Source organism: Rhizobium sp. USDA 3886 (genome assembly GCF_056279785.1).
The window spans coordinates 1,412,207-1,431,671 of sequence record NZ_JBWCDC010000001.1; the positions used below are offsets into that span (position 1 = coordinate 1,412,207).

The 19,465-nt window shown below is 60.6% G+C and carries 21 protein-coding genes, 1 tRNA gene and 1 pseudogene; 8 read left to right on the plus strand and 15 right to left on the minus strand.

What is annotated here, in order from left to right:
- Window positions 1–138: 138 nt before the first annotated feature.
- Window positions 139–339 (plus strand): annotated as a pseudogene (locus tag ACZ9BX_RS07405) (hypothetical protein); the annotation flags it as partial.
- A gap of 90 nt (window positions 340–429) precedes the next feature.
- Here ACZ9BX_RS07405 and ACZ9BX_RS07410 read toward each other — a convergent pair.
- The 7 genes from ACZ9BX_RS07410 to ACZ9BX_RS07440 all read right to left on the minus strand — a co-directional run bounded on the left by ACZ9BX_RS07410 (window position 430) and on the right by ACZ9BX_RS07440 (window position 7,243).
- Window positions 430–505 (minus strand) — tRNA-Lys (locus ACZ9BX_RS07410).
- 125 nt (window positions 506–630) lie between these two features.
- On the minus strand, window positions 631–1,545 hold the full coding sequence (locus ACZ9BX_RS07415) for a PhzF family phenazine biosynthesis protein (RefSeq protein WP_476216800.1): 915 nt from the start codon (window positions 1,543–1,545) through the stop codon (window positions 631–633).
- Between the two features lie 64 nt (window positions 1,546–1,609).
- A complete protein-coding gene (locus ACZ9BX_RS07420; protein ID WP_476216801.1) occupies window positions 1,610–2,356 on the minus strand; it encodes an NUDIX hydrolase in 747 nt (248 codons plus the stop codon).
- Entirely contained in the window at window positions 2,353–3,465 is a 1,113-nt protein-coding gene (locus ACZ9BX_RS07425) for an endonuclease/exonuclease/phosphatase family protein (RefSeq protein ID WP_476216802.1), read from the minus strand. Before ACZ9BX_RS07425 ends, ACZ9BX_RS07420 begins: the two co-directional genes overlap by 4 nt.
- A 72-nt stretch (window positions 3,466–3,537) precedes the next feature.
- The gene (locus ACZ9BX_RS07430; RefSeq protein ID WP_476216803.1) at window positions 3,538–4,566 is read right to left on the minus strand and encodes an ABC transporter ATP-binding protein; all 1,029 of its coding nucleotides are present in this window, start codon (window positions 4,564–4,566) and stop codon (window positions 3,538–3,540) included.
- On the minus strand, window positions 4,554–6,248 hold the full coding sequence (locus ACZ9BX_RS07435; RefSeq protein WP_476216804.1) for an ABC transporter permease: 1,695 nt from the start codon (window positions 6,246–6,248) through the stop codon (window positions 4,554–4,556). Before ACZ9BX_RS07435 ends, ACZ9BX_RS07430 begins: the two co-directional genes overlap by 13 nt.
- Window positions 6,249–6,265: 17 nt before the next feature.
- Entirely contained in the window at window positions 6,266–7,243 is a 978-nt protein-coding gene (locus ACZ9BX_RS07440) for an ABC transporter substrate-binding protein (protein ID WP_476216805.1), read from the minus strand.
- 175 nt (window positions 7,244–7,418) lie between these two features.
- Between ACZ9BX_RS07440 and ACZ9BX_RS07445 the strand changes: the two genes are divergently transcribed.
- Window positions 7,419–8,477, plus strand: a complete 1,059-nt coding sequence (locus ACZ9BX_RS07445) for an aldo/keto reductase (protein ID WP_476216806.1) — start codon at window positions 7,419–7,421, stop codon at window positions 8,475–8,477.
- Window positions 8,478–8,499: 22 nt separating this feature from the next.
- Here ACZ9BX_RS07445 and ACZ9BX_RS07450 read toward each other — a convergent pair whose 3' ends face one another.
- Window positions 8,500–9,720, minus strand: coding sequence for an aminotransferase-like domain-containing protein (locus ACZ9BX_RS07450; RefSeq protein WP_476216807.1), 1,221 nt, complete (start codon window positions 9,718–9,720; stop codon window positions 8,500–8,502).
- Window positions 9,721–9,934: 214 nt separating this feature from the next.
- Between ACZ9BX_RS07450 and ACZ9BX_RS07455 the strand changes: the two genes are divergently transcribed.
- The 3 genes from ACZ9BX_RS07455 to ACZ9BX_RS07465 are packed head-to-tail and all read left to right on the plus strand — an operon-like array spanning window position 9,935 to window position 11,093.
- Window positions 9,935–10,144 (plus strand): AbrB/MazE/SpoVT family DNA-binding domain-containing protein, encoded by a 210-nt coding sequence (locus tag ACZ9BX_RS07455; RefSeq protein WP_476219915.1) that lies wholly within the window; start codon window positions 9,935–9,937, stop codon window positions 10,142–10,144.
- The gene (locus tag ACZ9BX_RS07460; protein WP_476216808.1) at window positions 10,144–10,521 is read left to right on the plus strand and encodes a PIN domain-containing protein; all 378 of its coding nucleotides are present in this window, start codon (window positions 10,144–10,146) and stop codon (window positions 10,519–10,521) included. The genes ACZ9BX_RS07455 and ACZ9BX_RS07460 overlap by 1 nt, the downstream gene beginning before the upstream one ends.
- On the plus strand, window positions 10,518–11,093 hold the full coding sequence (locus tag ACZ9BX_RS07465) for a class I SAM-dependent methyltransferase (RefSeq protein WP_476216809.1): 576 nt from the start codon (window positions 10,518–10,520) through the stop codon (window positions 11,091–11,093). The genes ACZ9BX_RS07460 and ACZ9BX_RS07465 overlap by 4 nt, the downstream gene beginning before the upstream one ends.
- A gap of 125 nt (window positions 11,094–11,218) precedes the next feature.
- On the opposite strand, the gene ACZ9BX_RS07470 is transcribed toward ACZ9BX_RS07465, so the two are convergent.
- From ACZ9BX_RS07470 to ACZ9BX_RS07480, 3 genes are all read right to left on the minus strand, one after another.
- Window positions 11,219–11,530, minus strand: a complete 312-nt coding sequence (locus ACZ9BX_RS07470) for a hypothetical protein (RefSeq protein ID WP_476216810.1) — start codon at window positions 11,528–11,530, stop codon at window positions 11,219–11,221.
- An 89-nt stretch (window positions 11,531–11,619) separates the two neighbouring features.
- A complete protein-coding gene (locus ACZ9BX_RS07475) occupies window positions 11,620–12,315 on the minus strand; it encodes a L,D-transpeptidase (protein WP_476216811.1) in 696 nt (231 codons plus the stop codon).
- Complete coding sequence (locus tag ACZ9BX_RS07480; protein ID WP_476219917.1) at window positions 12,312–13,235, minus strand: ABC transporter substrate-binding protein; 924 nt, start codon at window positions 13,233–13,235, stop codon at window positions 12,312–12,314. Before ACZ9BX_RS07480 ends, ACZ9BX_RS07475 begins: the two co-directional genes overlap by 4 nt.
- Window positions 13,236–13,242: 7 nt before the next feature.
- On the opposite strand from ACZ9BX_RS07480, the gene ACZ9BX_RS07485 reads away from it, so the two are divergent.
- Window positions 13,243–13,413 (plus strand): hypothetical protein, encoded by a 171-nt coding sequence (locus ACZ9BX_RS07485; protein WP_476216812.1) that lies wholly within the window; start codon window positions 13,243–13,245, stop codon window positions 13,411–13,413.
- A 189-nt stretch (window positions 13,414–13,602) separates the two neighbouring features.
- Here the strand turns inward: ACZ9BX_RS07485 and ilvC are convergent, their stop codons facing one another.
- The 3 genes from ilvC to ACZ9BX_RS07500 all read right to left on the minus strand — a co-directional run bounded on the left by ilvC (window position 13,603) and on the right by ACZ9BX_RS07500 (window position 16,351).
- On the minus strand, window positions 13,603–14,622 hold the full coding sequence (gene ilvC, locus ACZ9BX_RS07490; RefSeq protein WP_027508918.1) for a ketol-acid reductoisomerase: 1,020 nt from the start codon (window positions 14,620–14,622) through the stop codon (window positions 13,603–13,605).
- 49 nt (window positions 14,623–14,671) lie between these two features.
- Window positions 14,672–15,337, minus strand: a complete 666-nt coding sequence (locus ACZ9BX_RS07495; RefSeq protein WP_476216813.1) for a TetR/AcrR family transcriptional regulator — start codon at window positions 15,335–15,337, stop codon at window positions 14,672–14,674.
- Between the two features lie 105 nt (window positions 15,338–15,442).
- Entirely contained in the window at window positions 15,443–16,351 is a 909-nt protein-coding gene (locus ACZ9BX_RS07500) for an AraC family transcriptional regulator (RefSeq protein WP_476216814.1), read from the minus strand.
- Between the two features lie 110 nt (window positions 16,352–16,461).
- Between ACZ9BX_RS07500 and ACZ9BX_RS07505 the strand changes: the two genes are divergently transcribed.
- Both ACZ9BX_RS07505 and ACZ9BX_RS07510 read left to right on the plus strand, forming a co-directional pair.
- Window positions 16,462–16,833, plus strand: coding sequence for a VOC family protein (locus ACZ9BX_RS07505; RefSeq protein WP_132568030.1), 372 nt, complete (start codon window positions 16,462–16,464; stop codon window positions 16,831–16,833).
- Window positions 16,834–17,090: 257 nt separating this feature from the next.
- A complete protein-coding gene (locus ACZ9BX_RS07510) occupies window positions 17,091–18,137 on the plus strand; it encodes an NAD(P)-dependent alcohol dehydrogenase (RefSeq protein WP_476216815.1) in 1,047 nt (348 codons plus the stop codon).
- A gap of 31 nt (window positions 18,138–18,168) precedes the next feature.
- On the opposite strand, the gene ACZ9BX_RS07515 is transcribed toward ACZ9BX_RS07510, so the two are convergent.
- On the minus strand, window positions 18,169–19,434 hold the full coding sequence (locus tag ACZ9BX_RS07515) for an NAD(P)/FAD-dependent oxidoreductase (RefSeq protein WP_476216816.1): 1,266 nt from the start codon (window positions 19,432–19,434) through the stop codon (window positions 18,169–18,171).
- Window positions 19,435–19,465 lie beyond the last annotated feature (31 nt).

The window sequence follows — 19,465 nt, forward strand, 5'->3', positions numbered from 1 at the left end:
TATCCTCGCTTGGATCTCGTATTCGTCGGTGAGCCTTCCCAACCAGGCCATGCCCTGGCGCGCCATATCTTGATGTCTTGAAGTGCAGCAGCTTCCGGCTTTCCCATCGATGATCGTCTGGCAGCCGCGCCGCAGGCAAGGAAGAACGCGGTAATCAAGCTGCTGGAAGTTGGGTGCACGGAGAACCAGGTCGGCGCGATCTGCAATATGTCGGCGCAGATGGTTCAGCACTACGGGAGGGAGGTCGCACTGCGCAGCTTGGCGCGGGATGCGATGAAGCTCATGGAGGCTCGATGGAGCGAGATCGAACCGGCCGCTTTCAGGAACAGGAACGGAACGTGGATTGGAAACCGTTTCCAATTTGTTGGAAACCAGTCCCCCGGAAACTCCGGAGAAAGGCCGTATTTCTCAATGATTTCAAGAGGTTTTTGGTGGGTGATGTAGGGCTCGAACCTACGACCCGCTGATTAAGAGTCAGCTGCTCTACCAACTGAGCTAATCACCCGTTCGCGCTTGGCTGCGCGGTGTGACGGGGCGTATAAACAGGATCGCTGGTCTTGTCCAGCGCCCTGCCGAAAATTCTTTGATTAATTTCGAAGAATTTTTCGCACGGCTGAAATGGGAATGAAATCAAAGGTCGAGCGTACCCGTGGCGATGCGCACCGCCTGCCCGCCGATCCGGGCATTAGAGATGGTCCCGGCTTCGACATCGACGTGCAGGTGAATGAAGGATGGCCGGCCCATCTCCACGCCCTGTTCGACCGTGATCGGATGATGGCCGTCCGGCAGCCGGTCGAAATGATGGATCGCGCCTGAAAGAGCTGCGACAGCCGCGCCGGTCGCCGGATCCTCGGTTATCCCCATGTCGCTTGCAAACATACGCGCGTGGAACTGCGCCGAATGGTTCATGCCGGCGCGGCAATAGACATAGGCCGAGGCCAGCGAACCGTCGACGAATGGCACGGTCTTCTCCCATAGCTGCGGATCGAACTCGAGCCGCGTTGCAGCCCCAACATCGTGGACCGGCACCAGCAGGAAAGGAACGCCGGCGCTCCAGATCGAGGGCACGTGATTTTCGAAGCCGATCTCCGTCACCTTAAGCGACAGCGCATTGGCGATGCCCAGCTTGTCCAGCGGCATGCTGATCTGCTGCGATTTTTTCGGCAGATCGAATTCGGCAAAACTCGCCTCGCCCCGCCGCAGCCGGACCGCGCACCGCACCGGCCCGACATTTTCCTCCAGCACCGAGACGAGATCGAGCGTCATGTCGCGGCCATGCGCCTCTTCGGCAAGCGCAATCGCCGCGCCGACGGTCGGGTGGCCGGCGAAGGGCAGTTCGCGGCCCGGCGTGAAAATCCTGAGCTTGGCTGTGTAGGCCGGATTTGCGGAGGGACGTACGAAGACGGTCTCCGAGAGGTTCATCTCTCGGGCGATCGCCTGCATCGCATCGTCGCTCAGATCGTCGCCGTCGAAGATGATGGCCAGCGGATTTCCGGCGAGTTTGCGGTCGGTGAACACGTCATAGACGCTGTAGCTGCGCGCCACGTCGGTCTCCTTAATCGGTCATCGAACCTGCAACCTGCCCGACCGGCGAAACGAGTGCAAGATATTAGCCATCGTTTATATTGGCGAAATACCAATCGATGATCGGAAGCATGGCGACGTTATAGGGATAGGCCGAATTATCGGCCGATCGAATTGCGACCGCTCCGGCGATTTCCTTGTCCTCGGCAACGAGCATATGGGCCGCGATCCGCTCGATCATTTCATCCGCAGTGAGGTCGAAGCGGAACAGCCGGAACACGGTGACCGTGCGGCGGAAATGGCTGGCATAATAGGTGGCATCCGGCGTCGCATCGCGAAGATCGATGCCCGTTTCCTCAAGCACCTCGCGCCGCATATTGCCCTCGACGTCGCAACAGCCGCCCGCGATATCGTCGAGGTCCAGCGAACCGGCGGCACAATAAACCTGGCCGGCATTCGCCGTATGCGCACCCATGCGCACGGCGATGATCGCGCCATCCGACGACACCATGATGCCGAATGCGAAAAGATGGATGCCGCCGCGGCGTTCGGCCTGCTTGCGCCACCACATGAAGGTCGAGAAAGGAATGATATGGCCCGCGCCCGCTATACCGCCATCATTCAGGGCAAGCTCATGCTGAAACACCATGCGACCGTCGAAGAGCTCCGGTTTGGCCGATATCTCGCGCTTCCAGTTCTCGCCCGCAAGCGCTGCATTCTGCAGATGAAAAGGATGCTCGCCCGGCAGCACGCGAAGGTCGATCGAGGCGACAGGAAAAACAGTCTTCTCCGGCGGCCACCCGGCAAAATCATCTGAAAATTCAAGACTCATATTAAATCCAGTGTCATGACGACGGGGCAATGGTCGGAGGCTTTCGGCCGGTCCCAACCGGTGCGCGGATAGCGCTCGACTTCCTGGCCTGGCGGAAAGATGGTGCGGAAAGGCTGGCCGTTCCGAATGATCTCCGCCGCCCGGCCAACGTTTGCTTTCGCAAGCGCCGGTGAGAGCCAGAGATAATCGAGCTGGCAAAGCCACTGCTCTTCGGGTCCCCGCGCGTGATAGAGCGTCCAGCGGTCGAGCGGATCGCGGCGACGAACGGCGTTCTCGGCAAAGCCGTCATGGCTGAACACGTCGAGCGCGCTTTCGGCCTCGTCCTTGTGTTCGAAACGGTACCCGCTCCTGCGCACGCCGATGACGTTCACCCGCTCCTGATAGTCGTTCATGTCGCCGCAGATCACGAAATTCTTGTTGGCTGTATGTCCGGCGCCAAACCTATCCTCGATGATCCGGCGCACGGCCAGCGCCTCCGCCCGGCGGACGGGCATCGTCGCCTGCCTGCTGCTGACGCCGTTGGTGCGTGGCCCGTCCATCGACTTGAAATGCACGACATAAAGCGACAGCGGCACGCCGCCGATCACGAGATCGAGTTCCAGGCAGTCGCGCTTGAAGATCTTGTCGTCAATACGGTTCGTGAGCGCCAATTGATCGTTGAACAAATCGAGATCGCGATAAGTGAGCATCGCGTGGCTCTTGATCTCCTTCAGTTCGATCTTCTGGCCGTCATGCGTTTCCTCGCGCATGAGGACCGCGACATCGATACCGCGGCTGTCATTGCCCTTGACGAGATATTTCTGCCGGTAACCGGTTCCCACCATCCGGAAAAGATAGCCGTACTCGAAGGCCTGCAGCGCCTCTATGTTGTCGATTTCCTGCAGGCAGAGAATGTCAGCATCGGCATCGGCGATCGCAAGCGCCGTCATCTGTCGTGTATCATCGGTCGAGGCGATGACCCGCGCCTGTTCGAGCTGCTGATAGATGCCTTCGCTCTGCACCTCGAAAAGCTTGATCACACGGTCTTGGCGCAACTGATTGCGAAAGCCGGTGAAATCGAAACGCGTCATCAGGTTTTCGACGTTGAATGTGGCAAGGCGAAGCGACATCGAACATTTCCGGTTGGCGTTACGTCATTTGTAGAGACGAAAGAGGCATTCGGGAAGGCTGCTTGGACGAAATCAGAGCCGCCATGCGGCACGGATCGCGACCTTTAACACATCGCCCGCCTGCACTGCCGTACGGCTGAAAGCGCGCAGCATCTTGCCATCCTCCAGGGCGAGTTTCAGCGCATAACGCTCGCCTTCATAGAGAACCGATTCCACCGTGGCCGGAATGCCCTCGCCGCCGAGCAGGACGTCTTCGGGACGCACGAGCATATCGATCTGCGGTCCCTCGCCTGGCTCGCCGGCGATAATAGCCTGCAGCGCTTTCCAGTCGAGATCGCGCCTGTCACCGACCGGAGACCGCGCGGTCAGGATCGCCCCTCGCCCTATCAACCCACCGACCATCCGCCCTTCGGGGCGCGCATAAATTTCGGCTGGTGGCGCGACTTGCAACAGGCGCCCTTCGGACATCACCGCAATGTCCGTCGCCAGCGCCATCGCCTCGCTCTGGTCGTGCGTCACATAGATCATCGTTGCGCCGGAACGCTGGTGAAACTCGCGAAAGGTCTCTTCCATCTCCTGCTTCAGATGCCGATCGAGATTGGCGAGCGGCTCGTCGAGCAGCACCACATCCGGCGATGTCACCAGGCAGCGTGCCAGCGCCACGCGCTGGCGCTGCCCGCCCGAGAGGTCGGCCGGACGCCGCTCGGCGTAGTCCGCAAGCCGCACAGTCGAAAGCGCATCCCGCACCTTCCGGCCATAGGTTTCGCCTGCAATGCCGCGCACCTTCAGCGGGTAGCCGACATTGCCAGCGACGTTCATATGCGGCCAGAGCGCATAGGACTGGAAGACCATCGCCATGTTGCGCCGTTCGGGCGGCAGAGATTGCGACGCATCGGCAAGCAGCCGCTCGCCGAGATGGATCGAACCGTCGCTCGGTGTCTCGAAGCCTGCGATCATTCTGAGCACCGTCGTCTTGCCGCAGCCGGAAGGGCCGAGAAGCGCCAGGAATCCTCCATCGCGCACGTCGAGTGAAAGCGCGGTCACTGCCGGTTTTCCGGTGCCGAAATCCTTGGCTACATGATTGAGGATCAGCTTCGCCACGGCACCACGCCCTTGGGAAGCTGCTTTGCCAGCAATTCCAGAAGCAGCATCATGACGACGACCATGACGACGACAAGCACGGAAAGCGCCGACGCCAGATCCGAGCTGCCGCTGTCATCGAGATTGTAGATTGCCACGCCGAGCGTCTGCGTACCTGCGGACCAGAGCAGCGCTGAAATTGTCAACTCGTTACAGGCAATCAGGAAGACGAGAATGACGGAAGCACCGGCTGCCGGGGCAATCAGCGGCACGATGACATCCCTCAGCCGCCGGAAGAAGCCTGCGCCGGAAAGCCGTGCTGCCTCCTCCAGCGCCGGATCGAGCTGGTGGAACGCGCTGACGACCGGCTTCAGGCTGACGGCAAAGAAGCTCGAGAGATAGGCGATCAGGATGATCCAGATGGTGCCGTAAAGCGTGACGTTGAGAACAGGCACCGGTGCGGCAAAGACGAGGATGAAGCACACCGCGATGACGATGCCCGGCAGCGAATAGGGTATTTCGATCAGACTTGAGACGATGCGCGCAATCGCATCCTTGCGCCGCGTCAGGGCATAGGCCGCCAGAAAAGTCACCAGCAGGAGACACACCGCCGTTCCGGCCGCGAGCGAGAGCGAATTGACAAAGGCCGTCCGCGTCACCGCCTGGCGGAAGAGAATTTCATGAAAGGCGCTGAGGGACATGGTCTTGAAGGTCAGCGGCACGCCATATGCCGGCACCAATGCTCCGGCAAGCAGCGCGAAGAACGGTGCTGCCAGCATGAAGAACAAGATGATCCAAAGCAGCGGCGCGAACAGATACTTCCATCTGCCGAGACCGAAGGCCGCTGTCGCGCCCGAAAGGCCAAGCACACGATAGTCCCGGCCGCGCAAGGCCCGATCCTGGATCGCAAGCCCGGCCACCGAAATGATCGCGATGATTGCCGACAGCAGCGCCACATCGCCGAACGTACGGCTGGTGAAGGCCGAGAATTTCGAGAAGATCAGCGTCGGCAAGGTATATATCGAGGCGGGAATGCCGAGGATCGCCGGAATGCCGAAATTGCCGGTGCAGGAGACGAATGAGATCGCCGCACCCGCGATGACACCGGGCAGCGACAGCGGCAGGATAATATCGCGAAACACACGAAAGCTGGACGCGCCCGAAAGCCGCGCAGCCTCCACGCCGTCGCGCGGCAGCGCCATCAGCCCGGCCCTCAAAGCCAGATAGACGAGCGGCGCATGCTGCACGCCGTAGAGCAGCGCAATCCCGCTGACAGAATAAAGCGGCTGCGGGGAGCCTAGCGGTGGCGCGATGTGCAATGCTTTGAGAAGCGGGCTCGACGGGCCGGACATCTGCACCCAGGCCAGCGCCGTCACCTGCGGCGGGATCATCATCGGCAGCACGAAGAGGAAGCTCAAAAGCCCCTTGCCGCGAATATCCGTCAGCGTCAGCAGGAAGGCGAAGGCGCAGCCGATGACGAGCGAAAACGCCGTGCCGAGAACGGCGGTAACGATTGTGTAATAGGTGGCCGACCAGAGGGCCGGATCGGCAAGCACGGCAGCCACGCCACCATTCGCCAACGCGGCAATGCCTGCAACGGCGAGCCGCGCCAGCGGCAGCACGCTGAGAACCAGAACCATAAGAATGACAAAGGGAAACAGCCAGGCCGGCTGGCTGCTTCCCGCACGAATATATCCCTGCATCGGCTATCCGGTTGTGATCAGTTCGATCCGTAGATGCCCGAGAAGGTCTTCAGATCCTGATCGGTATTCTTCAGCGCTTCGCCAGCCTTGATCGGTAGCACCTTGATGCTGTCGCGTGCCGGAAAACCTTCCGGTTGCTTCATGCCGTTACGGGCCGGAATATAGCCGAGCTTCACGAAGGCTTCCTGACCCTTTTCAGACAGCACGTAGTCGACGAATTTCTTCGCCGCGTCGGCGTTCTTGGTGCTCGCCAGAATGCCGACGGGCTCGGTCACGGCCGAAACGCCCTCTTGCGGGAAGACGAACTCGACCGGTGCGCCCTTTGCCTTCTCGCGGATCGGCATATAATCGACGACCATGCCGTAAGCCTTCTCGCCGGAAGCAACGGACTTCAGGACCGCGCCGTTGCCGCCGGCAGCTATGGCGCCGTTTGCGGCAAGCGCCTTGTAGTAGTCCCAACCGAGGCCATCGACTGCAGCCAGCGTCTGGGCATGGATGAGAGCCGCACCGGAGGTCAGCGGGCTCGGCATAGCAACGAGGCCCTTGGCGTCCGGCTTTGTCAGATCCTTCCAGCTCGCCGGCTTCATCGGAGCCGAGGTATTATATATGATGCCGGTGGTGATGAGCTTGGTGGAATAATAGTATCCCTCGGCATCGTAGAGCGCGGCGTCGTAGTTTGCCGCTTCCGGCGACTTGTAGGCGAGCAGCTTACCGGCTTCCTTGAGGCGCTCTAGCGTCACCGTGTCGGCAATCAAGAGCACGTCGGCGACCGGATTGCCGGCTTCGATCTCGGCCTGGAGCTTCGCCATGATCTTCGGCGTGCCGTCGCGCACCCAATCGACCTTGACGTCCGGATTGGCGGCCATGAAGCCATCGACCGTCGCCTGCGCGTCTTCGTTCGGCTGGCTGGTGTAGAGCACGAGATCGGCGGCCTCGGCCGAAACGGAAATGAGACCGGCAGCCAGCAGTGCGGTAAAGATGGACAGCTTCTTCATGGCAATTCCCTCATGATGAACATGAGCGTTCCATAGAGAGGGCGAATAACATGATTGTGACAGTCGGCTAAAGATCGCCGCGAATACCGGCGCGAGCCGCACTTGACCGTAACGGCACCCCGCTATCTTCTACCCCGCGTTTCGATTTTTGATTTTTGAAGTTGGGAGATGAGCAATGGAATATCGTCTGCTTGGCCGCTCGGGCCTCAAGATTTCGACCATGACGATGGGCACGATGACTTTCGGCGGCAAGGGCTGGGCGAAGATGGTGGGCGATCTCGGCATTGCCGAAGCCCGCCGCCTCGTCGACATATGCCTCGATGCAGGCGTCAATCTGATCGATACCGCCGATGTCTATTCGGCCGGTGTTTCGGAGGAAATTCTTGGCGACGTCCTTGGCGGCAAGCGCAAGAACGGCGTGCTGATCGCCACGAAGGCGCGCTTCCCGATGGGCGACGGCCCGAACGACGCCGGCTCGTCGCGCCAGCACTTGATCGCAGCCTGCGAGGCAAGTCTCAGGCGCATGAAGACCGATGTCATCGATCTTTACCAGCTCCATGAATGGGACGGCCAGACGCCGCTCGAAGAAACGATGGAGGCGCTCGATACGCTCGTGCGCCAGGGCAAGGTCCGTTATGTTGGCTGCTCGAACTTTTCCGGCTGGCACATCATGAAAGCACTCGGCGTCAGCGAAAGGGAAAGGCGCCAACGCTTCGTCAGCCAGCAGATCCATTATACGCTCGAAGCCCGCGACGCCGAATACGAGCTGCTGCCGATCAGCGTCGATCAAGGTCTCGGGGTTCTCGTCTGGAGCCCGCTTGCGGGCGGCCTCCTCTCCGGCAAGCATCGCCGGAACCAGCAAACGCCGGAGGGCACGCGCCAGTTCGCCGGATGGGACGAGCCGCCGATCCGCGACGAAAACCGTCTCTGGAATATCGTCGAAACGCTTGTCTCGATCGCCGAGAGCCGCGGCGTATCGGCCGCACAGGTGGCGCTTGCCTGGCTGATCGGCCGCAGGGCCGTGACCTCCGTTATCATTGGCGGGCGCACCGACGCGCAGTTCAAGGATAACCTCGCGGCCGCTGAACTGAAGCTGACGGAGGAGGAGCGCAAACGCCTCGACGACGTCAGCCTGCCGCCGCTGATGTATCCTTACTGGCACCAGCTCAATACGGCGAGCGATCGCCTCAGCGAGGCGGACATGGAACTGTTCGCCCCGCACCGCAAGAAATAGGCTTCGAAGGGATCGGCGGCGTTCAGCCGCCGATTTCCTTGGCGATCAGCTTGCCGAGACGACCGATGCCTTCCTGGATCATGACGTCGTTGGCGCATGAGAAGCTGACGCGGATCGTGTTCTCGCCTGAGCCATCGGCAAAGAAGGCCCTGCCGGGAACGAAGGCGACCTTGGCGGTCTCGATCGATTTTGCAAGCAACGCCGCGCCATCCATGCCCTTCGGGAGCGTAATCCAGATGAACATGCCGCCTTCCGGTTTCGTCCAGGTGATACCGGCCGGCATATGCTTGGCAAGCGCAGCCAGCATCGCGTCGCGGCGATGGCTATAGGCGGCCTTGATCTTTGCAACCTGCGCATCGAAGCCGCGCTCGGCGACCTGGGTAATTGCCATCTGGTTGATCGTCGAGGAATGCAGGTCGGCCGCCTGCTTCATCAGCACCAGCTTACGGATGACCGGCGCGTTGGCGACGACGAAGCCGACGCGAAGACCGGGCGCCAGCGTCTTCGAGAAGCTGCCGCAATAGATCGTGCGGGTGTTGTCGATATGCCCCTTCTTGGCGATCTCCAGCGCCAGGATCGGCGGGACCGGCTCGCCGTCATAACGCAGCGACTGGTAGGCGGCATCTTCGATAACCGCGATATCGAGTTCTTCCGCAAGCTCGAGTACCTTTTCACGGCCCACGCGATCGACGGTCTCGCCGGTGGGGTTCGAAAAGTCGGCGGAGAGATAGGCGAACTTCACCTTGCCGCCATTCCGGGCAGCCGCCGCGCGGTAAGAATCCGGCGTGCGGTTTCCATTCGGCGTCAGCTGGTCGTAGGACGGCTCGTACGCGTTGAAGGCCTGCAGCGCGCCGAGATAGGTCGGCCAGGTAACGAGCGCCGTATCCTTCGGCGAGAGGAAAAGCTTGCCGAGATAATCGAGCCCCTGCTGCGAGCCGGAGACGATGAAGACGTTGTCGAGTTCGCAGGGGATATCGAGCGCCGCCATCTGTTTCACCAGCCATTCGCGCAGAGGCTTGTAACCTTCGCTCACCGAATACTGCAGCGCCGAGCCGACAGCCGCGCTATTGAAAATATCAGCATAGGCCGCCTGGAATTCCTTGCCGGGAAACAGCGCCGGATCCGGAATACCGCCGGCAAACGAAATGATGTCCGGCTGGTCGAGAAGCTTCAGAAGCTCGCGGATTTCCGATGCACGCATGCGCGACGAACGCGTCGCAAACATATTCTCCCAATTCAACATGGGCGTTTCCTCATATTTTCTATAGCCGCCACCAGACCACGCAGCCGCATTTATGTCAACAATACTGACCTATTTTCTTGTCATGGTGACAAGTTTCAGGTCTTGTATTCGAAAGCGGCAGGGACAGGAATAGCGGGATGATGGAAATCGAATGGCTCTTGACCGATCCGCGCAGTATTCTTACCTTGTTGAGATCGATACCACAGAGGTAAGAATGGCCACTGCAACGTTGTCCACGAAATTTCAGATTTCCATTCCCAAGGAAGTGCGCGACCAGCAGCACTGGACGGCGGGCCAGGAGTTCGTCTTTATCCCGAAAGGTAAAGGTGTATTGCTGATGCCCGTCCCGGGATTGAACGATCTGCGCGGGCTTGCAGAAGGCGCAAACCTCGAGAATTATCGCGACAGGAACGACCGCTTTTGATGCGGGTCGTCGATAGCTCCGCGTGGGTCGAATGGCTGGTCCGGGGTCAGGCCGCCGAACGCATTCAAGGCGAAATACCCGAGCGAACTCAATGCATCGTTCCCACCATCGTGCAGCTCGAGCTTGCAAAATGGCTGGAGCGGGAACGCGGCGAAGAGGCCGTCGACAGTTTCTTCGCTTACACGGCCACATGCGTCGTCGTACCGCTCGACACGGTACTTGCCCGCAGGGCTGCAGAGATTTCGGCTGCTCATAAGCTGGCTATGGCCGACGCGATCATCTATGCGACTGCAGAACAGCATGATGCCGATATTTTGACGCTGGACGCTCACTTCAAAGATTTGGATCGCATCATTTATTTCGAGAAGAACGGATGACCTCTTCATTCTACGACGAAAATGCCGAGATCTACGCCTCGCGAAACCGCAAACTGCCGGCGGCGCGGCTCGATGTGTTTCTCTCCGCCCTACCCTCCGGAGCTGCAATTCTCGAACTCGGTTGCGGCGGCGGACAGGACAGCGCCTACATGCTTTCGAAAGGCTTCGACGTGACGCCGACGGATGGCTCGGCGGAACTGGCCAAGCAAGCTGAAAAACTGATTGGCAAGCCCGTGCAGGTGATGCGTTTCGAAGAACTGCAGTCCGAGAACGAATTCGATGGCATCTGGGCCGAAGCCAGCCTGCTGCATGTGCCGCGCGCGGACTTGCCCGGCGTGCTCGCGCGTATCCGCCGGGCGCTGAAGGATGGCGGCGCACTCCACGCGAGCTTCAAGGCGGGAACGGCAGAGGGCCACGATGGCTTAGGCCGGTATTACAACTACCTTTCCGCGGCCTGGCTTTCGGAATTGCTGACGGCCGGCGGCTGGCGGCACATCACCATCGGTGAAACAGATGGTAGCGGCTACGACAACAAGCCAACGCGCTGGCTTCACCTCCAAGCACAAAAATGAAAAGGCTGGAGCATTCGCCGCGGCCTTGGCCCCGTGATTGACGCCGCTTGATTGGCTGCATTTCGTCGGGCGTGATCCCGTCCGCCTCGCCGGCGTAGCCCCGCGGGCGGCAGATCCGCCGACGCTCAGGCCGGCGTGACGGAGCGCACGGTGCCGCTATTGTCGACCACGCATGTAAATTTCCGGCCGCTTGCGTCGAGGTCGACACCATAGGTCGCCGCATCGATCTGACGCGAACCCATCGGCAGGATCTTTGTACTCTCTGTGCCGGCGCTCTTCGCCACCGCGTTGGCGCAAATCAGTTGCAGATCGGCCGGCGCCGTCTGCAGGCTGGTTCGCGACATCTCCGTCGGTGGCGGCGCCGACGACTGGCAGGCGCCAAGAAGTGCGGCCGCAACCGAAATGAATGCCATCGTCCAGTTCAAACGCCCGTTCATAGGTATCCCCGACACGTCCGCCTCCGTTCCTTTTGTTGGCAGCGCACTCCCAAAGACAGCGCTCTCACCGGCCTTGCCACCGCAGTCCTTCAGATGCCCTTGTAAAGCGCCGCTCCTTGCATCAAGACGATGACCTTCGCACCAACCGAGACCCGGGAGTAAAGGTCGACAACGTCGTCGTTGTTCAGCCGGATGCAGCCGGACGAAACGTCGAGCCCGATCGTCCACGGTTCAACAGTTCCGTGAATGCGGTAGATCGTGTCGCTGTCGCCTTCGTAGAGATACATCGCTCGCGGGCCGAGCGGGTTGTCCGGGCGCCCTCCCGGCATTCCGGCGGCCCATTTCGCCGCGTTAGGGTCGCGCGCCACCATCTCCGGCGGCGGCGTCCACGTCGGGTTTTCTGCCATCCGTCCAACGCGGACCATACCGGCCCAACCGAACCCCTCGCGCCCGACGCCGATGCCGTAGCGGATTGCCTGGCCTCCGGGCTGCACGAGATAGAGAAAGTGCTGGTTGCCGTCGATGATGATCGTGCCCGGCTCCTCGGCCGTGCGGAACGTTACAAGCTGCCTGCGGAACGCCTCCGGAGGCTGCTTGTTGCGCGCATAGTATTGCCGCGCCTTCTTCTTGTCGAAGTCGACCCATTTGTGCGTCTTCGAATCATAGATCTGCGTCTGTGCGAGAACAACGAGCGGTCCCAGGCACACGGCGGCAGCAAGAAAGAAGGCGCCGATTCTGCGAGGCCGCGCGACGACGGTTTGGCGGCGATCGAAGCACTTCGTCATTGCTTAGCCCACCCGTCGATTCGTATTGCATTGGCTTCGACCCATTTGGTCGCGTAGTCGATCGGCGACTGGCGCTCCACCTCGAGCGCGTAGCTCATCTTCGTCACCTCTTCCTGCGAGAAATCCACGTGATCGAGAAACCTGGCGATATCGGGGTGTTTCTTGCCGAAGGCGGTGGCGTAGGCGATCCGGAACTCGGTGGCGTCCCAGGCCGTCGTCGCGTTCGACTTGCTGATCCACAATGGATCGCGGGCCGGCACGATCTTCCACTTGGCATCGTCGTGCGGCGGCTCCTTGAGACGGACGAGCGTGTGGAGTTCGAAGACGTGGTGTGGCGCATAGCAGTAAAATACCATCGGCCGACCTGTCGCCACTGCCGCATCCACCGCCGCCATGGCCACATCCTCCTCCACTTCGACCAGCGTCAGGTTCGCCCCATAGCCATAGCTGTTGGCCCGCACGCGCTCGATCCCGGTCGACAGCCAGGTGGGCGCGCCGATCCACATCTCGCCAAGCCCATCGTCATCCGTATCGAGGATCTTCGTCTTGGCCGCATCGGCCAAGTCGCTGACCGACTTTATGGTCTTTGCCGCATCGGGCGTCGCACAGAGGCCTTGCCATGCAGCCACGCCGCGCGGCGACAGGGTCACGGTGCTCCTTTCCGTCACGTATTTCTTGATGAGCTCGTCGAAATTCGGGCGCCACACCTCGGGCTGAATATCGACCTTGCCGCCATCGAGCCCGACGAAAGCATTGAGCGTGCCGAGCGGCTGAATTTCTGCTTCGAGACCGAACTTCTTGGCGATCCCGACCTTCAGGATATTGGCGGCCGCTTGCCCCGACGGCCAGTTCGGCATGGCGATCACCAGATCTGTCGCGCCGGCTGGCAGGACCGCCGCGAGCGCGAATGCCAGCGCCATGGAGCAAATGCGCAGTTTTGTCTTCACAGTCCCCTCCGAGCAGATTGACCTGACCGATCCGAATGACATGCGAATGCGAGATGCCTGCGAGTGGATGGCCGAAGCCGACACCACCAATCAATTGCGACGCGATATCAAGACCGCGTCTCAGCATTTTTCAATTGCTTCTGTTTTTTAAGCCCAATTCAGCGCGCTGTGCCCGCTCAGTTTCCACCATCGAGAGCAAGATGCCCAGCTTCTTGGCCCCCGTCAACTTGCCGTTGACGGTTTTTTATCTTGGGATGCCGGAGATTGCCGGCACCTTGCTCCAAAAATAAGGGCCGGAGCGTTCCGCCCGGCCCCTTCTAATCCAGCAGTCAAGACGCGCTTAGTTGACGCTCTTGTCGACCAGCTTGTTCTTGCCGATCCACGGCATCATGCCGCGCAGCTTGGCGCCGACTTCTTCGATCTGGTGCGAGTCGTTGACGCGGCGGATACCCTTGAAGCGCGAGCCGCCGGCGCGGTATTCCTGCATCCACTCGGAGGTGAACTTTCCGGTCTGGATGTCCTTCAAGACGCGCTTCATCTCGGCCTTGGTTTCTTCGGTGATGATGCGCGGACCGGTAACGTACTCGCCCCACTCGGCTGTGTTGGAGATCGAGTAGTTCATGTTGGCGATGCCGCCTTCATAGATCAGATCGACGATCAGCTTCACTTCGTGCAGGCACTCGAAATAGGCCATTTCCGGCGCGTAACCGGCTTCGACCAGCGTTTCGAAACCAGCGCGGATGAGCTCGACGAGACCGCCGCAGAGGACAACCTGCTCGCCGAAAAGGTCGGTTTCGCATTCTTCGCGGAAGTTGGTTTCGATGATGCCCGAACGGCCGCCACCAACGCCGCAGGCGTAAGAGAGAGCGAGTTCAAGTGCATTGCCGGACGCGTTCTGGTGAACGGCAACGAGGCAGGGAACACCGCCGCCCTTCTGGTATTCGCCGCGAACCGTGTGGCCCGGGCCCTTCGGCGCGATCATGACGACGTCGACCGAAGCCTTCGGCTCGATGAGGCCGAAGTGGACGTTGAGGCCGTGCGCGAAAGCGATCGCGGCGCCGTCGCGAATGTTGGCAGCAATTTCCGCCTTGTAGATGTCGGCCTGCAGTTCGTCAGGCGTCGCCATCATCATCAGGTCGGCCCATTTGGCGGCTTCGGCAACGGTCATGACCTTGAAGCCGTCGGCTTCAGCCTTCTTGACGGTCGGCGAACCGGCCTTGAGCGCGATGACGACGTTGCCGGCGCCGCTGTCCTTCAGGTTCAGCGCATGGGCGCGGCCCTGCGAGCCGTAGCCGATGACGGCGACTTTCTTGGACTTGATGAGGTTGAGATCGGCATCACGATCGTAATAGACGCGCATTTGAAGTTCCTTCCCTTTGCTTGTCGTGTTGATGGTAGAACAGCGGAAATCAGCTCAGCGCCGGCATTTCCGCCAAAACCTTGTCCGTGCCGTAAAGCCGGAGGAAGGCGGTGACCGCCCTCTCCGCCTGGCGTGCGGTATCCTTGAGGCCTGGCTCGCCGAGCAGCATGCGCACATGCAGATCGGAAACAATCAGGCCGTAAAGCGTGTGATAGGCCTCGTCGGCATCATAAAAGCGCAGCAGCCCGGCCCGCTTCCCCGCATCGATCAGCGCCATGGCGCGGCGGTCGATCTGGCGGCGGCCGCGCTCCAGAAGCAGCTTGCCGAGCTTCGAGCCGTCGCGATGCGACTGGCCGATCGCCAGCCTGTTCAAGGCCAGCGAGACATCGCCGGCCAGAACCTCCAGCAGGTCGCGTGCGAAGAGGACGACATGGTCATGCAGGCTTGCCGCCGTCAGCCGCTCGCCATTGCGCTCGAAGGTGCGCACCTTGCTTGCCTGGTAGGCGATCATCGCAGACAGCAGGCCATCGCGGTCGCCGAACCACTTGTAGAGGCTTTCCTTGGAGCAGTTGGCCGCGCGCGCGACGCCGGAGGTCGTCAGCGCCTTCTCCCCGCCATCGACAAGAAGCTGCAGCGCCTGCTCCAGAACGGCGTTCTGACGCGGCGAAAATTCGCTGGGCTCCAAGGTTTCGACAGACACGATATGCGCTCCCAAATACGTACCGTACGGTACGGTTCGTGGGTGCTTATCGCGCAGACGCCATCCCCCGTCAAGAGGGGTCACGACAGGCGAAGCACAAATTTTCTGCAGCCGGCCGCTTTATTCGGCAGCGGTCGCCAAGAGCTCTGCATCGACGTCGCGCGCAGGCGAGATGCCGTAAAGACGGCTGTATTCCCGGCTGAATTGCGACGGGCTCTGATATCCGACGCGATGCCCGGCCATTCCAGCATCCAGCCGCTCGACCATCATCAGGCGACGCGCCTCGTGCAGGCGGAGCTGTTTTTGGAACTGCACCGGCGTCAGTGCGGTGACGGATTTGAAATGATGATGGAACGAAGAGACACTCATGCCGACATGATCGGCGAGCGTTTCGATCCTCAGGGGTCGCGCATAGTTTTCCCTGAGCCACGCAACAGCGCGGGCAATCCTGTTGCTCTGGCTTTCTGATAGGACAATGCTCAGGAGGCGCGGGCCGTCAGGCCCAGTCAGAACGCGATAGAGGATCTCCTGCTCGATCAGGGGCGCCATGGCGGCGATATCATTTGGACGGTCAAGCAGGCGCACGAGCCGCACGGCGGCATCCAGCAATTCCGGTGGCGCAGCGTTGACGACCATGCCGCGCAGCCCGCCGGTATTCGCCTCCGGGCGCGGGATGTCGACACGGTGCAGAAGCGCAGCAACCCGCTCGGCATCGATCGCCATTGCAAAGCATAGATGGGGCGCCTCCGGGTTTGCTTCCGTCACACGCCACGACACCGGAAGGTCAAGTGACGTCAGGAGATAGTCACCGGTGCCGTAGTTCAGCGTTTCCGTCCCGAGCCTGACGCTCTTTGCGCCCTGCAGCACCATAGCGACGCAGGGGCGGTAGGCCGAGTGGAAAGGTCCCGCCGGCTGGGAACGACGGCTCAGGAACAGGTTGCCGATTGCCGTCGCGAACTCGCCCTCCCCGGACGTATGGCGCGCCGCAATGGAAGCGATTTCCTGATATGGGTGGAAGGGCAGTGTCATTGAGTCACTCGTTCTGAGAGGCGCAGTTCATTTTATCTAAGCTTCATGGCAGCATCCCACAAACCCGAAGTCGCATTATGCGGTCTCAGGAAGCAAAGGAGTAGAAAACGATGCGTTTCATCAATCCTATTCCTTTCGTTCGCGACATAAATCGCTCGAAGGAATTCTACAACAAGCTGCTTGGTCTAAAAATTATAGAGGACGCCGGAAATTTTGTCCTTTTCGAATCCGGCTTTGCAATTCATGAGGGACGATCGCTTGAACAAACGGTCTGGCGCCAGACGCGTGACGCCGCCGAATCCTATGGGCGAAGAAACTGGATTTTGTATTTCGAACACGGCGATGTTGATGCCGCCTTTGAAAAGATCGCGCCGCAGGTGGAGTTGATCCACCCCGTAGAAAAACAAGCGTGGGGCCAGCGGGTCTTCCGTTTTTACGATCCGGATGGGCACGCAATAGAAATTGGCGAACCACAGAGTTGAAGATCGACATTTGACATGTCCCGACAATCTGCGTGGGAACGTTTTTCACGCGTGGATGTCCGCAAATCATCACCCTGGAGCATGGCGCAGCACACCTGAACGACAGCGCCCGGCCTGCAACTGCCGCCAATAGCCTTGCTACCAGACAGCGCGGATTTGCAGGATCGTGCAAAAAGCTCGCAGGATCTTTCTAGCACTTCTTTGCAGTTTCGATGCATAGTTCGGCCGTCCAATTCTCACATCAAAGGAAGTTTCAGATGGCTATTGCAAAAGGCTATGCCGCGACCGATGCGTCGGAACCGCTGACGCCCTTCACCTTCGAGCGCCGCGAGCCGAATGACGACGATGTCGTTATCTCGGTTCAGTATTGCGGCGTCTGCCATTCGGATATCCACCAAGCCCGCAACGAATGGGGCAATTCGCGTTACCCGATGGTCCCGGGCCATGAAGTTGCCGGCGTGGTGTCCGCTGTCGGCTCAAAGGTCACGAAGTTCAAGGTCGGCGATCGCGTCGGCGTTGGCTGCTTCGTCAATTCCTGCATCGGCTGCGCTACACGCGACCTCGACTACGAACATTTCCTGCCAGGTCTCACCCAGACCTACAACGACGTCGAAGCAGGCGGCGAAACGCCAACCTATGGCGGTTATTCCGACTCGATCGTCGTCAAGGAAGGCTATGTCCTCTCCTTCCCGGACAACATCCCACTCGACTCTGGCGCGCCGCTGCTTTGCGCCGGCATCACGCTCTATTCGCCGCTGCGTCACTGGAAGGCCGGTCCCGGCAAGAAGGTCGCAATCGTCGGCATGGGTGGGCTCGGCCACATGGGCGTCAAGCTCGGCGCCGCCATGGGTGCCGATATCACCGTGCTCAGCCAGACGTTGTCAAAGAAGGAAGACGGCCTGCGGCTCGGCGCCAAGGAATATTACGCCACGAGCGATGCCGAGACCTTCACCAAGCTCGCCGGCACGTTCGACCTGATCATCAACACGGTCGGCACGGCGATCGACTGGAACGCCTACCTCAACCTTCTGAAGTTCGATGGCTCCATGGTGCTTGTCGGTGTTCCGGAACATGCCGTACCTGTCCACGCCTTCTCCGTCATCGCCGGCCGCAAGAGCCTTTCCGGCTCGATGATCGGCTCGATCAAGGAAACGCAGGAAATGCTCGACTTCTGCGGCGAGCACAACATCGTCTCCGAAATCGAGAAGATTGCGATCCAGGACATCAACGAAGCTTACGAACGTGTCATCAAAAGCGATGTGCGCTATCGCTTCGTCATCGACATCGCCTCGCTGGCGGCCTGACAACACGCAGGCGGCTCACCGAGCCGCCTGCCTATTTCTCGTCCCGCATGGTTTCCCTCTGAGTGATCAGCCGCGCGCTGTGCTGGCCGCTGAGATAGATCCAGAGCCAGCTCCAGGCGACGGCAAAGCGCGAGCGCGTGCCGATCAGGAAGTAGATGTGGGCGATGCCCCATATCCACCAAGCGATCCACCCTTTGAGCTTGATCCTGCCGAAATCGATGATCGCGGCACTTTGGCCGATCGTCGCAAGGCTACCCTGATGCCAGTAGCGAAAAGGCCCCGGCGCAGGCTTGCTCTGCAGCCGCGCGCGGATGACCTTCGCAACGTAAGCGCCCTGTTGCTTGGCGGCAGGCGCGATCCCGGGCACCGGCTTGCCGTTTTCCCGAACGACGGACGCCGTATCGCCGATGACGAAGACGTCCGGCAATCCCGGCGCGCTCAGGTCCTTTTCGACGATAGCCCGGCCTGCCCGGTCGGCTGGTATATCCAGCCATTTCGCCGCCGGCGACGCCTCCACGCCCGCCGCCCAAACAATCGTCCTGCTCGGGATGAATTTCTCGCCGACCTTTACGCCGTCTGCGGTGCAGTCCGTCACGAATTCGCCGAGATGAACCTCGACGCCGAGTTTTTCGAGCGCCTGCTGCGCATAGGCCGAAAGCTCCTCGGCGAAGCTCGCAAGCACCCGCGGCCCCGCTTCGATCAGCACGATTTTCGCATTGCGCGTATCGATGTTGCGGAATTCCCGCGGCAGCGTCTTGCGCGCCAGCTCGGCGATGATGCCTGCAAGCTCGACGCCGGTCGGTCCCGCTCCGACGATCGCGAAGGTCAGAAGTGCATCGCGCGCGACCGGGTCGGTTTCCGTCTCCGCGCGCTCGAAGGCCAGCAGCACGCGCCGGCGGATCGTCGTCGCGTCTTCCAATGTCTTCAGACCAGGAGCAACGGGCGCCCAGTCGTCGCGCCCGAAATAGGCATGCGTTGCGCCGGTGGCCAGAACGAGCGTGTCATAACCTAACGTCATTCCGCCGCGTAATGCCACTTGCTTTGCCGAGGTGTCGACGCCGGTGACTTCACCGAGCAGCGTCGTGACGTCGGGCCGATCGCTGTAGAGATGGCGGATAGGCCACGCAATCTCCGAGGTGGACAGGATCGTCGTCGCGACCTGATAGAGCAGCGGCTGGAAGAGATGGTGGTTGCGGCGATCGACCAGTGTGATCTTCGCCCCCGCGCCCTTGAGCCCGTTGACGAACTGCAGCCCGCCAAAACCGCCGCCGACAACGACGACACGATGATCGCTCATGACATAGCCCTCTTCGCCATTTCGCTGTCGC